The 13,181-nt window shown below is 70.3% G+C and carries 13 protein-coding genes and 1 tRNA gene; 6 read left to right on the forward strand and 8 right to left on the reverse strand.

What is annotated here, in order from left to right; translation table 11 throughout:
• Positions 1-73: 73 nt before the first annotated feature.
• On the reverse strand, positions 74-1,228 hold the full coding sequence (locus AB0B91_RS28235; protein WP_358325629.1) for a Rid family hydrolase: 1,155 nt from the start codon (positions 1,226-1,228) through the stop codon (positions 74-76).
• Positions 1,229-1,285: 57 nt separating this feature from the next.
• Between AB0B91_RS28235 and AB0B91_RS28240 the strand changes: the two genes are divergently transcribed.
• From AB0B91_RS28240 to AB0B91_RS28255, 4 genes are read left to right on the forward strand one after another with little or no spacing between them, the layout of a single operon-like run.
• Positions 1,286-2,203 carry a LysR family transcriptional regulator gene (locus AB0B91_RS28240; RefSeq protein ID WP_358325632.1) on the forward strand — a complete coding sequence of 306 codons (918 nt, stop codon included), beginning with the start codon at positions 1,286-1,288 and terminating at the stop codon, positions 2,201-2,203.
• Positions 2,170-3,183, forward strand: coding sequence for a chorismate-binding protein (locus AB0B91_RS28245; protein WP_358325634.1), 1,014 nt, complete (start codon positions 2,170-2,172; stop codon positions 3,181-3,183). The genes AB0B91_RS28240 and AB0B91_RS28245 overlap by 34 nt, the downstream gene beginning before the upstream one ends.
• On the forward strand, positions 3,180-4,010 hold the full coding sequence (locus AB0B91_RS28250) for an aminotransferase class IV (protein ID WP_358325637.1): 831 nt from the start codon (positions 3,180-3,182) through the stop codon (positions 4,008-4,010). The genes AB0B91_RS28245 and AB0B91_RS28250 overlap by 4 nt, the downstream gene beginning before the upstream one ends.
• Positions 4,011-4,014: 4 nt before the next feature.
• Positions 4,015-5,793: a protein kinase gene (locus tag AB0B91_RS28255; protein WP_358325639.1), complete on the forward strand. Its 1,779-nt coding sequence runs from the start codon at positions 4,015-4,017 to the stop codon at positions 5,791-5,793.
• Here AB0B91_RS28255 and AB0B91_RS28260 read toward each other — a convergent pair.
• Complete coding sequence (locus AB0B91_RS28260) at positions 5,787-7,151, reverse strand: hypothetical protein (RefSeq protein ID WP_358325642.1); 1,365 nt, start codon at positions 7,149-7,151, stop codon at positions 5,787-5,789. The two genes, AB0B91_RS28255 and AB0B91_RS28260, sit on opposite strands and share 7 nt — an antisense overlap.
• Positions 7,152-7,188: 37 nt before the next feature.
• Here AB0B91_RS28260 and AB0B91_RS28265 point away from each other — a divergent pair, with 37 nt between their 5' ends.
• Positions 7,189-7,848, forward strand: coding sequence for a DUF305 domain-containing protein (locus AB0B91_RS28265; RefSeq protein WP_358325644.1), 660 nt, complete (start codon positions 7,189-7,191; stop codon positions 7,846-7,848).
• A 109-nt stretch (positions 7,849-7,957) separates the two neighbouring features.
• Here AB0B91_RS28265 and AB0B91_RS28270 read toward each other — a convergent pair whose 3' ends face one another.
• Both AB0B91_RS28270 and AB0B91_RS28275 read right to left on the reverse strand, forming a co-directional pair.
• Complete coding sequence (locus AB0B91_RS28270; protein ID WP_358325647.1) at positions 7,958-8,149, reverse strand: hypothetical protein; 192 nt, start codon at positions 8,147-8,149, stop codon at positions 7,958-7,960.
• Positions 8,150-8,412: 263 nt separating this feature from the next.
• Positions 8,413-8,829: an SsgA family sporulation/cell division regulator gene (locus AB0B91_RS28275; protein ID WP_020547189.1), complete on the reverse strand. Its 417-nt coding sequence runs from the start codon at positions 8,827-8,829 to the stop codon at positions 8,413-8,415.
• Positions 8,830-9,254: 425 nt separating this feature from the next.
• On the opposite strand from AB0B91_RS28275, the gene AB0B91_RS28280 reads away from it, so the two are divergent.
• Positions 9,255-9,329 (forward strand) — tRNA-Val (locus AB0B91_RS28280).
• 255 nt (positions 9,330-9,584) lie between these two features.
• On the opposite strand, the gene urtE is transcribed toward AB0B91_RS28280, so the two are convergent.
• The 4 genes from urtE to urtB are packed head-to-tail and all read right to left on the reverse strand — an operon-like array spanning position 9,585 to position 13,118.
• Positions 9,585-10,280 carry an urea ABC transporter ATP-binding subunit UrtE gene (gene urtE, locus AB0B91_RS28285; protein ID WP_358325650.1) on the reverse strand — a complete coding sequence of 232 codons (696 nt, stop codon included), beginning with the start codon at positions 10,278-10,280 and terminating at the stop codon, positions 9,585-9,587.
• Positions 10,277-11,047 carry an urea ABC transporter ATP-binding protein UrtD gene (urtD, locus tag AB0B91_RS28290; protein ID WP_358325653.1) on the reverse strand — a complete coding sequence of 257 codons (771 nt, stop codon included), beginning with the start codon at positions 11,045-11,047 and terminating at the stop codon, positions 10,277-10,279. The genes urtE and urtD overlap by 4 nt, the downstream gene beginning before the upstream one ends.
• Positions 11,044-12,222 carry an urea ABC transporter permease subunit UrtC gene (gene urtC / locus AB0B91_RS28295; protein ID WP_358325656.1) on the reverse strand — a complete coding sequence of 393 codons (1,179 nt, stop codon included), beginning with the start codon at positions 12,220-12,222 and terminating at the stop codon, positions 11,044-11,046. The genes urtD and urtC overlap by 4 nt, the downstream gene beginning before the upstream one ends.
• Entirely contained in the window at positions 12,219-13,118 is a 900-nt protein-coding gene (gene urtB / locus AB0B91_RS28300) for an urea ABC transporter permease subunit UrtB (RefSeq protein WP_358325659.1), read from the reverse strand. The genes urtC and urtB overlap by 4 nt, the downstream gene beginning before the upstream one ends.
• Positions 13,119-13,181 lie beyond the last annotated feature (63 nt).

Genomic DNA, 13,181 nt, shown 5'->3' on the forward strand with positions numbered 1-13,181 from the left:
GCCCGCCGTACGCCGCCCGCGGTCTCGGCCGCGGGCGTCGGCGCGTAGCGCGAGCCGCGTACGGCGGCCCGCGCTACGGCAGTGCGACGATCGCGTCCACCTCCAGCAGCAACCCGGGCATGAACAGCTTCGACACCTCCACGGTCGTGCTCGCGGGCGGCGTCCCCGGGAAGTACTTCCGGCGCACCTGCCCGTACGCGACACGATCGTCCATGTTCGTGAGGTACGTCCGGACGAACACCACATCCTCGAACCCCGCCCCCTGATCCGCGAGGATCCGCGCCAGGCACTGGAACACGTGCTCGGCCTGCACCGTCATGTCCCCCGCCCCGACCACCTCCCCGCGCGAGTCGAAGGCCGCCTGCCCGGAGACGTACAGCATGTCGCCGACCCGTACGGCATGGGAGTAAAAGCCGTTCGTGGCCGGAACGGTCGCGGGATTGACCGGCACGGCCCGGTGCGCGGCCCGCCCGCCCACGTACGTGGCGATCGCCGTCACGTCCTGGTCGCCGAGCCCGGCCGCCTCGGCCTCCTGCAGGCGCTTGCGTGCCGCGGCGGCGAGCGCGGCGTCCGGCCAGGCCGCCAGGGCCAGGTCCTTGGCCGCCAGACCGAGCGCGTAGCGGGTCTCGGGGGCGGGCGCCCGCAGCCGTTCGGCCAGGACGCCCAGGGGAGTGCCCGACAGCACGTCGGCCAGCGCGTCGCGGTCCACCCCGTGCGCCTCGCCGTACGCGTACGTCTCCGCGATCAGCACCTGGGCCGGCACGAGGGCGCTCATGACGGCGATCTTCATCGCCGCGCCCGCCCCCAGCGGCCCGCACTCGCGTACCGTGCCGAACACCGGCAGCACGTCGCGCAGCCCCGACAGGTCGCCGCCCGCCAGCACGGTCAGCGTGCCGTCGGCCGCCGGAGCGACGCTGCCCAGCACGGGCGCGTCCACGAGCCTGACAGAGGCGGGCAGCAGCGCGCGCAGCTCCTGGATCGCGTCCGGGCCGATCGTGGACATCTCCACCACCGTCGCGTCGGGCCGCAGCCCGGGCAGCGCGGCCGTCAGCACCTCGCGCACGGCGGCCGGGTCGCGCAGCATCGTGATGACCAGCTCCGCGCCGGCCACCGCCTCGGCGACCGTGACCCCGGTCCCGCGCCGCCATGTCGTCACCTTGTGCCCGGCCTCGATGAGCCGCCGGGCCATCGGGACGCCCATGCGTCCCTGTCCTAGAAATGCAATCACCTGTTCAGTTAAGCGATAGGCGAGGCATTCCGCCAGCGACTAGATTGCATACCAGCCATGACAGATATGAATGCCTTCGACACCGGAGCGCTCCGCCTCTTCGACGAGGTGGCCAGGAGCGGCTCCTTCACCGCGGCCGCCGAGCTGTTCGGATACACCCAGTCGGCGGTCTCCCGGCGCGTCGCCGCCCTGGAGCGGGCCACCGGAGGGCCGCTCTTCGAACGGCTGGCCAGGGGCGTACGACTGACACCGGCCGGCGTGGCGCTGCACCGGCACGCCATCGCCGTGCTCGACCGGCTCGAACGCGCGAGTGAGGAACTGGCCGCGATCCACGGCGGCAGCGGCGGCACGCTGCGGGTCGGCGCGTTCGCCACGGCCAACGTCGATCTCGTGCCCATGACGCTCAAACGGTTCGCCGAGCGGCGGCCGGAGGTCGGCCTGCGGCTGGTCGAGGGGCTGACGGCCCGGTTGATCGAGCGGCTGCGGGCGGGAGCGCTGGACGTCGCGGTGATCAGCGACTACCCCGCGGGGCTGGCCGCCGAATGCGACCGGGTCGTGCCGCTGCGCGAGGACCGGCTGCTGGTGGCGCTGCCGCGGTCGCACCGGCTGGCCGCGGAGCCCGACGTGGACCTGCGCGACCTGGCCGACGAGACGTGGATCGAGGCCGCGCCGCGCGGGCAGCCGACGTTGCTGGTCACCGCCTGCGCCGCCGCCGGGTTCACGCCGCGCAGCGGGCTGCGGGTCGCGGAATGGACGGGGAAGTTCGGCTTCGTCGCCGCCGGGCTCGGGGTGACGCTGGTGCCGGAGCTGGCGGCGCGGGCCGTACCGGCGGATCTGGTGTTGCGGCCCCTGCGCGGGCTGGCCCCCGCGCGGAAGGTCTACGCGGCCCTGCCCGAGGCGCCTTTGGCGTCCGCGCAGGAGTTCGTCCGATTGCTGGGAGAATGGCAGGTGTGTACGACGGCTTCGCCCGTGTAGGCAACCTCCTTGCCACCGGCCTGCGCGACCTGACGACCGACCTCGCCGCCCTCGACGGCGACGGCTGGTGGGCGGTGGTGGTCGGCTACGAGGGCAAGGTGACGTGCGCCCGGTTCGACCACGTACGGCCGGCACCCCTGCCCACGCCCAGGACCGCCTGGCACGGGCCCGCGCCCGACCGGTGGCACAGCTCCCTCGATCAGGCCGCCTACGAGCGCGGTGTCCAGGCCATCCGCGACTACATCGAGCAGGGCGAGGTCTACCAGGCGAACCTCTGCCGCGTCCTGACCGCGCCGGTGCCGCACGACGCCGACCCGCTGGCCCTGGCGGCCCGCCTGGCCGTCGGCAACCCGGCCCCCTACGCGGCCGTCGTCCAGGTGCCCGGGCTGAGCGTGGTGTCGGCCTCGCCCGAGCTGTACCTGTCGCGTGACGGGGACCTGGTCGAGTCCAGGCCGATCAAGGGCACCGGCGTGACCGCGGACGACCTGCTGGAGAAGGACTACGCCGAGAACGTCATGATCGTCGACCTGGTCCGCAACGACCTCGGCCGGGTCGCCGCCGTCGGCTCCGTCGAGGTGCCGTCGCTCTGCGCCGTCGAGGAGCATCCCGGGCTGGTCCACCTCGTGTCGACCGTACGGGCCAGGCTCGCGCCGGGGGCGGGCTGGCCGGAGCTGTTCGCGGCGACGTTCCCGCCCGGCTCGGTCACCGGCGCCCCCAAATCGTCCGCGTCGCGGATCATCAATGAGCTCGAACCGGAGCCGCGCGGGCCATACTGTGGAGCAGTGGGCTGGGTCGACGCCGACCGTCGCAGGGCGGCGCTGGCCGTGGGCATCCGGACATTCTGGATCTCCGCCGGCGAGATCCGCTTCGGCACGGGCGCGGGCATAACCTGGGGCAGCGATCCCCGGCGTGAATGGCTCGAGACCGAGCTGAAGGCGTCCAGGCTCATCGCACTGGCATCCTCAGGAGGAAATAGATGACTATCCCTGTCTGGGTCAACGGGGAGCTGCTCGACCCCGCGGCCGCGACCGTCTCGGTGTTCGACCACGGGTTGATGGTCGGCGACGGCGTCTTCGAGACCATCAAGATCGTGCACGGCGAGTCGTTCGCGCTCACCAGGCACCTCGACCGGCTCGCGCTGTCGGCGCAGCGCATGGACCTGCCCGCGCCCGACCTCGAGGCCATCGCCGACGGCATCGGCAAGTGCCTGGCCGCCGCCCCCGACTGGCCGCTCGGCCGCATCCGCGTCACCTACACCAGCGGCCCGGGCCCCCTCGGCTCCGACCGCGGTGACCAGGGCACCACCTCGGTCGTGATCGTCGACGAGCAGAAGCCGTTCCCCGGCACCGCGAACGTCACCGTCGTCCCCTGGCCGCGCAACGAGCTCGGCGCCCTGTCCGGCGTCAAGAGCACCTCCTACGGCGACAACGCCAAGGCCCTGGCCTACGCCAAGGCGCGCGGCGGCGGCGAGGCCATCTTCGGCAACCTCGCGGGCAACCTGTGCGAGGGCACCGGCTCCAACATCTTCATCGTCCGCGACGGGCGGCTGCTGACGCCGACGCTCGAGTCCGGTTGCCTGGCCGGCGTCACCAGGGCGCTGGTGCTCCAATGGTGCGGCGGCGAGGAGACCGACGTACCGATGTCGGCCCTGTACACCGCCGAGGAGGCGTTCCTCACCTCCACCACCCGCGACATCCAGCCGATCAGGCTGGTCGACGAGACCGAGCTGCCGGTGGCGCCGGGGCCGATCACCGCGAAGGCGATGCGGATCTTCGCCGAGCACGCCGCCGCCGACCTCAACCCCTGATCAGGTGGCTGCCGGTGCGCTCCGGCCGGGCGATCCGCCGCGGCTCGGCGACTACCTGATCACCGGCCGTCTCGGCCAGGGCGGTCAGGGCGTCGTCTACCTCGGCACGGGTCCCGATGGTGAGCAGGTGGCGATCAAGGCGATGGCGGGGGGCAGGGCGGGCATCGACCGTACGGCCCAGCGGGAGCTCGCCGCCGCCAGGCAGGTCGCCGAATTCTGCACGGCCCGGGTGATCACCGCCGACCTCGGCTACGACCCGCCCTACGTCGTGAGCGAGTACATCGACGGCCCGTCCCTGGCCGACGTCGCGCCCCTGCGTGGCGCGGACCTCATCCGGCTGGCCATCAGCACGGCCACCGCGCTGACCGCCATCCATCGGGCGGGCGTGGTGCACCGCGACTTCAAGCCGGGCAACGTGCTGATGGCCAAGGACGGGCCGCGGGTCATCGACTTCGGCATCGCCCGGCTCGCCGACCTCACCGCGACCAAGGGCGGGATGGCCGGGACACCGCCCTACATGGCGCCCGAGCAGTTCGGCGACGGGCCGGTCGGGGCGGCCGGCGACGTGTTCGCCTGGGGCTCCACGATGGCGTACGCGGCCACGGGACGGCCGCCGTTCGGCGACGACACGATCGCCGCGGTCGCCTACCGGATCCTCCAGGCCGAGCCCGGCCTGGGCGACCTGCCGGAGCCGCTGCGCGGGATCGTGGCGCGCTGCCTGGCCAAGGCCCCCGCCGCCCGTCCCACGGCGCGCGACGTCCTGCTGGAGCTGCTCGGCGAGGACCGGCGCGCGGGGGAGTCCGACGTGCTGGAACAGGGTGCGCTCGCGGTCACCGAAGTGCTCGAACAGGGTGCGTCGGCGACCACCGAAGTGCTGGAACAGAGTGCGCTCGCGGCCCCCGGCGCGATGGGACAGGGCACGCCGGCGGCTACCGGCGCGGTGGAGCCGGAGGCGCCGACGATCACCGCCACCCGGGTGCTGATGGCGCGCAGGAACGTGCTGACCGGGGCGGGCCTCGCGGCGACGGGTCTGGTGGTCACCGGGGCGCTGCTCTGGGCGCGCTCGGCCGGCCGCGCGAACATCACCACGGCCGCCGCCACCGGCTCGCCGGGGCCGAGCACATCCGGCACGCCCGAGCCCGCGGTCAGCGCGCCTCCCGCGAAGCCCGCGGAGCTGGTCGCGGCCATAGAGGCGGCGACCATCGTGACGCCGCTGGCCGACTTCACCTACGAGGGCGGCCTGAGCCAGAGCTCCTTCTACGGCGAGGCCCGAGGCCAGCTCGTCTTCGACGCGACCGACAACATGACCACGGACTTCAACATGCGGGTCGAGTCGGTCGGCGACACCCGGCAGGTGATCGTCATAGAGAGCGCCGACAAGCCGAAGGTCTACCTCGACGGCAAGCCGGTGACCGGAAAGGAGACGTCGGACGCGCTCTACTTCGCCGAGATGCTCCCCGTGACCGCCGGGGTCGGCGTCCTGCTCGACGTGATCAGCGTGACGCCGCGGATCAGCGGGGAGGCGCGGACGTACTCCGGGTCCCTGGTGACCACCAGGGGACCGCGGATCGTCCAGCAGAAGATCTCGGAGATCACCGGCGGGTGGACCGCCGACGAGCTCGCCGACACCCAGCTCACCTGGAAGCTGAAGCTGGACGCGCGCGACAGGCCGATCTTCTTCGACCTGTCCTGGCGCGCGTTCAACGAGACCGGCCGGGTGGCCTCCTCCTTCGTCACCACCTACGCCAACTGGCGGGCGGGGAGCATCACGGCACCTCAGTAGGACTTCTGGGTCTGCACGTTGAAGTCATCCATCTTGACCTGCTTGGCCGGGTCGGTCAGCGGGTCGTCGATCTCGATGACGTCCAGGCCGCCGCGGATGTCGCTGGAGTAGATGTAGCCGTTGTAGTAGTAGGCCGACCAGGAGCCCGCGACCCCGTCGTACGGCACCGGGTCGAAGTAGCCGATCTCCTTGGGGTTGGCGGAGTCGGTGAAGTCCCAGATCGACACGCCGCCCTGGTACCACGACTGGACCATGATGTCCTTGCCCGGCACCGGGAGGAGCGAGCCGTTGTGGGCGACGCAGTTCTCGTTCTCCTCCTGCTCGCGCGGGATCTTGAAGTAGCCGCGCCGCTCCAGCCTGCCGTTCACGAGGTCGTAGATCGCGTCCGCGCCCTTGGTCCGCGGCGTGTCCCGGTCGCAGGTCGGCGCGGAGCCGCCGCCCAGCTCGTCGCCGAACACCACCTTGGTCGCGTCGTTGTTGAACGTCGCCGAATGCCAGAGCTGGAAGTTCTCCTCGTCGCGTATCTGCTGCAGCACCTTGGGGTTGACCGGGTCGGAGATGTCGAGCAGCACGCCGTCGCCGAAGCACGCGGCCGCCGCCAGCTTCTTCTCCGGGTACGCCGTGATGTCGTGGCACCCGGCACCCGTCTCCTCGCGGTCCGGGAAGAAGTTCGGCCTGGCCACGACCTTGGCGGCCTTGGGGTCCTTGGTGGGGATCTCCACCACCTGGAGGAGTTCGTGCGGCGGCGGGCAGGTCTCCGACTCCGGCTCGGGGCCGGGCGAGGACACGTACACGTACAGCGTCTCCCCGTCGGGGATCATCGTGTGCGTGTGCGACCCGCAGTCGGTCGCGACGGCCGAGACGTACTTCGGGTTCTTCTTGTCGCTGACGTCGAAGATCCGCAGCCCTTCCCAGTGGTGGCTCTTCGTCGTGGAGGCGCAGCTCTCGTCGCTGCGCGGCTCGTCGATCGACAGGATCAGCAGGTCGCCGTAGATCGAGACGTCGTTCTGCTCCGCCGGGCAGTCGACCTGGCTGACCGTCTTCGGCTTGGCCGGGTCGCTGATGTCGTAGATCGAGAACCCGCCGAAGTTGCCCACGTACGCGTAGTCGCCCTGGAAGGCCAGGTCGGTGTTCCAGTCCATGGCGCCGTCGAGCGGCGCCGTGCGGGGCATGTGCGCGACCCTTTTGACGTTCGGGCTCGTCTTCGCGTCACCGGTCGGCTGGGAGGTGTTGACGGGCTCGCCCGCGTCTCCGGAGGGATCCTCCCCTCGCGGACCCGCCTGCGGCCCGGCGCTGCACGCGGCCACCAGCAACACCGCCGCGCACACCACCGCCCCCCGTACCTTTCCGAAGATCACGCGCTATCCCTCTCGTTCGTGGCTCAGTATGGAAGCTATGTCAGTGATGTCCCGGTCGCGTGCGCTCATCGTCACAGTCTCGACGGCACTCGTGCTGCCCGCGCTGTCGGCGTGCGCCCGGGAGCCGGAACAGCCGTCCGCGATCGGCACCGACGCTCCGGTGATCGTCCCACAGGGCCCGGGCACCCCCGCGCGCACGGCCACGCCCGGCGAACGCCTCGGCCAGCCGCCGCCCGCCCCGGCCGCCGCCGACGTCCGCTTCGCCGAAGGCATGATCCCGCACCACCGGCAGGCTTTGGAGATGACCGGCCTGGTCAAGGACCGTACGACGACACCGTCCGTACGCCGCTTCGCCGACCAGATCGCCAGCGCCCAGCGTCCCGAGATCATCGCCATGTCCTCCTGGCTCGCCTCCCTCGGCCGCCCGGTACCCGCCGACCACGCCCACGGCCCCGAGGGCTACGGCATGGCCACCCTGGAGGAGATGAACGCCCTGCGCACGGCCCGCGCGGCCGCCTTCGACCGCCTGTTCCTGCAACTCATGATCAGACACCACGGCGGCGCCCTGAAGATGGCCGACGAAGAACGCTCCACCGGCACGGACCAGCAGATGCGACGCGTGGCGAAAGACGTCTACTCGGGCCAGAACATCGAGATTACGAGAATGAAAGCGGCGCTGGCCTCGATACCCCAATAGTCCCAGCAAACCTCCAGAAACCCGACATACCCTCTGCATCGTGGCCCGCCGCCACGGCGGGCCGCACCAGGCCCGCGACGGAGAGTCAGAGGGCGTGCCGTTCTTGGCGTCAGCAGCTGAGGTTCGGGCAGCTCAACGCCGGCACCAGGCGATCGCTCGCGTATACGCCGTCATGGTCGCCGCGGAATTCGTTGACCAGCCACGCTTCCCCGCTCGCAGGCCAGTACGAGATGTTCTGCGTGTTGCCGGGAGCGGTCGTCAGGTAATGGACGTCGAGCGTGCCGCGGTCGGCGGTGAACACGCCGCCTTGGAGGTCCCAGACCGGACTGGTCCATCCCTCGGTCGGGCGAATGCGCCCCCACAGGGCGGCGGCGGGAACCCGATGGGGGGCGGCCTAGATCACAAACGCCGGCCCAATCCCCGGACCGGGGCCAAGAACGCGCTCGTCACGGCGCGAAACCCGCTCCACCGGAGAAGCGTGCCCCTGGACAGATCTCAGCCCCGTACGGCGGGTGGGGCCCACCGTGCTGAGCCGTAAAAGATCAAAAAGGGGTTTGTGGGGTGTCAGGACGGCCAGAGCATGTTCGTGAGCTCGGCGTCGAGATCCATGAAGTCGGTCTCGCGGCCGGCCGGCACCTTCTCGTAGGTGCGGTGGAGGAACTCGGTCAACGGCGCCAGCGGCACTTCGAACAGTGCCTGCCCGAACGGTGACGTCAGGCTGATGTGCAGGGTGCGTTCGCCGTCGGCGCGTGCGGGCCATACCTGCACGTCGCCGTCGCCGACGCGTCTCACGATGCCGACTGTCAGCAACTCTCGGGCAAAGATCCACTCGACCGGTTCGTCGTTCCCTACGTGGAAGGCCATGCGGATGGCGTATGGGTCGTCGGCTGTGTAGCTCAGTCCGGCGAGCAGGGGGACGGTAGTACGGTCGGGGACCACAAGCCGAAGGCCAAGCTCGGCGGAGACGGTGGTGCTGTTCATCGTCAGCCAAACCTTTTCGTCGAAGGTCCCCTCTTCGGGGCTATCACTGCTCTGACGGACTTCGTCCTGAGCTATCACGCGGAACGAAGAAACCTGTAGGAAAGATTCCGCTCCTAGGCCCTTCTGTAACGCACATCACAGCTGGACATTTAGGCATCTACCTGGCTAAACAGCATGAATCGGGTCGTATTTACAAGGGTTTTGCGCTTCGTGGAGCCTGTTCCGACGGGCCCACCAAGAACGTTCCTTGAGAAAAGATCACGATCGGCACCTACCGGAACACGACGATGGTATGCCAACGAGCCGTCGCACCGATGGGCAACCGCACCCTTTCCCCGAATCCTCACCTGCGCCTCCCGCCGCTTCGCGACCAGTCCCGGAGTGCGGTATGGTTTTCCCGTCGGCGCCGCAAGGGGCCGCAGGGCGGGCGATTAGCTCAGCGGGAGAGCGCTTCGTTCACACCGAAGAGGTCACTGGTTCGATCCCAGTATCGCCCACCAGCTCAAAGGCCGCTTCCCGATCAGGTAAGCGGCCTTCTTGATCTTTTCGCGGTGGTCTGTCACCCGTTGAGAGCGCCTCCCAGACACCCGGGCGCGCCGCTGTCGGCATCAGCCGGGCACTCCGCTGGGGCCCGCACTTTTTACCCGTTAGGGAGATGCCGTCGAGCACCTCGCCACAAGCCGGGTTCCGGCGGGCGGGCAGAAAGCCCCGCGCGGAGTCCGAGCAGGATCTGCTCGTATCGGGTCGGGGTCTCCTCACACGGTCAGCGCCTGGCGGACGGCGGACTCGGCCTCCTCACCACCCCGGCCCGACGACGTCACCCGCCCGGCTTCCAGGACGTAGTACCGCTGCGCCGCCTTCACCGCGAACCCCACGTGCTGTTCGACCAGCAACACCGACATCCCGCCGCGGCCGGCCAGCGCCAGGATCGTCTGTTCGATCTCGGTGACGACCGACGGCTGGATGCCCTCGGTCGGCTCGTCCAGCAGCAGGAGCCTCGGCTCGGTGATCAGTGCCCGGGCTATGGCCAACTGCTGGCGCTGCCCGCCGGAGAGCAGGCCCGCTCGGCGGTTCATCAGGCCGGCCAGCGCGGGGAACAGGTCCAGCGCCTCCGCTGTGGCGGCCTTCCCGTTACGGCGGCCATCGGCGATGAGCTGGAGGTTCTCCGCGGTGGTCAGGTGCGGGAAGCACTGCTGTCCCTGCGGGACGTAGGCCATTCCCCGGGCCACCCGCTGGTGCGGGGCCAGCCCGGTGATGTCCTGCCCGCCCAGCCGGATCGTGCCCGTGCGGGGCTTGAGCAGGCCGATGGCGGCCCGTAGCAGCGTGCTCTTGCCGGCGCCGTTGTGGCCCAGCACCGCCGTCACCCCGTCGTCCTGAACGGTCAAGGACAACGCGCGCAGGACGATGCTCCGGCCGTATCCCAGATCGATCCCGTCGAACTCCAGCATCATGCCTCCCCTGCAGCCGCGGCGGTCGCGCCGGCGTGTCCCAGGTAGACCTCCTGCACCTTCGGGTCCGCCTGCACCTGGGCGACGGTGCCCTCGCTCAGCTTCCGGCCCGCATGCATGACGGTGACCGTACGGGCGAAGCGCCGCAGGAAGTCCATGTCGTGCTCGATGACCACGACGGTGCGCTCCTCGCTGAGCAGCCCGAGGAGTTCGCCGGTGGCCTCGCGTTCATCGTGGCTCATGCCGGCCACCGGTTCGTCGAGCAGCAGCAGCTTGGCGTCCTGCACCAGCAGCATGCCGATCTCCAGCCACTGCTTCTGACCATGGGCGAGGGTGCCGGCGAGGTTGTTCCGCGCCGTGGCCAGCCCGATCGCCTCCATCGCCTGGGCCACGCCGTCCGGCACGCTCTTGCGCCTGCGCAGCATGGTCAGCGGGCCGCGGCCGGTTCCCGCGGCGATGTCGAGGTTCTGCAGCACGGTGAGTTCCTCGAACACGGTCGCGGTCTGGAAGGTGCGGCCGATGCCCAGCCGGTTGATGTGGTGGACCTTCCGGCCGAGCAGCTCCTGACCGCCGAACGAGGCCGAGCCGGAGGCCTTCACCAGGCCGGTGACCGCGTCCACGAGGGTGGTCTTCCCGGCGCCGTTGGGCCCGATGATGAAACGCACGTCGCCGGGTGGGACGTCGATGTCCACGCCGTCCACGGCGGCGAAGCCGTCGAAGACCACCCTCAGGTCACGGATCCGCAGCCCGGCGGCGCTTTCGGTGCTCACTGGGCGACCTCTCTCGTGTCCGCAGGGGCAGAGGCGGGGATAGGGGTAGCGATGGGCGGTGCGGTTTCGCCGGCGGGTGCCGCCCTCCGGGCGGTGCCGTCGGCGGCACGGCGACGCCGGATGAGGCCGGACACGGATGCGATACCACCCGGTAGGAAAGCGACCAGGAGCACGAACAGCAACCCTTCGAAATACGTCCACGCGGCCGGGAACTGCTCCGACAACGCGGTCTTCGCCCAGGCCACGCCGATCGCGCCGAGAACCGGTCCGAGCAGGGTCGCCCGGCCGCCGACGGCCACTCCGACGACGAACTCGATGGAGGGTACGACACCGATCAGCGCGGGGGAGATGATGCCCACCGCGGGCACGAACAAGGCGCCGGCCAGGCCGGCCATGCCCGCGGCCACGACATAGGCCACCAGCTTGACGTTGGCGGGGTCGTAGCCGAGGAAGCGGACCCGTTCCTCGGCATCCCGGGTCGCGACCAGCAGCTCGCCATAGCGGCTGTGCATGAGCTGCCGCGCCGCCGCCAGCATCAGCAACAGGCAGCCGGCGATGATGAAGTAGACCATGCGCTGGTTGACAGGGTCGTCGAGGTTGTAGCCGAAGAAGCCCTGGATGTCGGTCAAGCCGTTGGTGCCCCCGGTGGTTCCCTGCTCACCGATCAGGAAGATCGCCATCGCGGCGGCCAGTGCCTGGGACAGGATCGCGAAGTAGGCGCCGCGCACCCGCCGGCGGAAGACCAGCGAGCCGAGCAGGAACGCCAGGAACATGGGCAGCAGCACGACGGCCGCCATCGCGAAGAACGGGTCGGCGAACGGCTCCCACCACCAGGGCAGGCTCTCCACCTGGCCGTAGAGCTGCATGAAGTCGGGCAGATTCCCGGGACCGGCGTCGGCGAGCTTGAGGTGCATCGCCATCGCGTATCCGCCGAGCCCGAAGAACACGCCCTGGCCCAGGGCGAGCATCCCGCCCCGGCCCCAGGCCAGGCCGACGCCGACGGCCACGATCGCCATGCACAGGTACTTGGCCAGCAGGCTCAGCCGGAAGTCGCCCAGGACCAGCGGTGCCACCGCGAAGAGCGCGAGCGCGGCGAGGGCGAACCCGGCCCTCGTACGCGCCGGAGCGCCCGCGGCGAACCGGCCGCCCCAGCGTGCCAAGCCGTCGGCGCTCATGCCAGGCTCCGGGTGCGCAGGGTGAACAGGCCCCGTGGCCGCCATTGCAGGAACGCCACGATGGTGAGGAACACCAGCACCTTGGCCACGCTGAGCGTGGTGGAGTACTCCACCAGCGACTGCATCAAGCCGAGGGCGAAGGCCACGATCACCGTGCCCTTCAGCTGCCCGATGCCGCCGACCACGACGACGAGGAAGGCGTCGATGATGATGTTGGTGCCCATCGTCGGCCCGATCGGGCCGACCAGGGTCAGCGCGACCCCGGCGATGCCGGCGAGCCCGGAGCCGATGAAGAAGGTCAACCGGTCCACCCGGCCGGTGGGTATCCCGGAGGCCGCGGCCAGATCGCGGTTCTGCACGACGGCGCGGATGCGACGGCCCAGGGGGGTCGTGCGCAGCAGGAGGGTCAGCGCGGCGACGGCCAGCAGGGCCAGGGCGAGGATGAACAGGCGGCTGTTGGCCAGCACCAGATCGCCGGTGCCGGTCGAGAAGATCTTCGTGCTGCCGCTGAGGAGCTCCGGCGCGTGCGTCTGCACGTTGGGGGCGCCGAAGATGTCCCTGGCCAGCTGCTGCAGGATGAGTGAGACACCCCAGGTGACCAGCAGGGTGTCCAGCGGCCGGGTGTAAAGCCGGCGAATGAGCAGGAACTCCAGCACGACGCCCATCGTCCCGGCGACGAGGAACGCCACCGGCAGGGCGACCAGCAACGACGCTCCGGCGCTGGTGATGATCTGCTGCAGGACGTACACGGTGTACGCGCCGGCCATGATGAACTCGCCGTGGGCCATGTTGATGACGTTCATCTGGCCGAAGGTGAGCGACAGGCCCAGCGCGATGAGCAGCAGCACCGCGCCGATGCTGATGCCGGTGAACAGTTGGCTGAAGACCAGCGTCACAGGTCGGACCTCCGGATCGTGAGGGGGTGGACTGTGGGCGGGTGAGCCGGTCGGACCGGCTCA

It is taken from the genome of Nonomuraea sp. NPDC049141 (assembly GCF_040648415.1).
Classification (GTDB): Bacteria; Actinomycetota; Actinomycetes; order Streptosporangiales; family Streptosporangiaceae; genus Nonomuraea.

Bases quoted from the DNA above. Each gene is read 5' to 3' on its own strand.
- AB0B91_RS28240 (WP_358325632.1), top strand. From the start codon at position 1,286: ATGACAGATATGAATGCCTTCGACACCGGAGCGCTCCGCCTCTTCGAC.
- AB0B91_RS28245 (WP_358325634.1), top strand. From the start codon at position 2,170: ATGGCAGGTGTGTACGACGGCTTCGCCCGTGTAGGCAACCTCCTTGCC.
- AB0B91_RS28250 (WP_358325637.1), top strand. From the start codon at position 3,180: ATGACTATCCCTGTCTGGGTCAACGGGGAGCTGCTCGACCCCGCGGCC.
- AB0B91_RS28265 (WP_358325644.1), top strand. From the start codon at position 7,189: ATGTCAGTGATGTCCCGGTCGCGTGCGCTCATCGTCACAGTCTCGACG.
- AB0B91_RS28275 (WP_020547189.1), bottom strand. From the start codon at position 8,829: ATGAACAGCACCACCGTCTCCGCCGAGCTTGGCCTTCGGCTTGTGGTC.
- urtE (WP_358325650.1), bottom strand. From the start codon at position 10,280: ATGATGCTGGAGTTCGACGGGATCGATCTGGGATACGGCCGGAGCATC.
- urtC (WP_358325656.1), bottom strand. From the start codon at position 12,222: ATGAGCGCCGACGGCTTGGCACGCTGGGGCGGCCGGTTCGCCGCGGGC.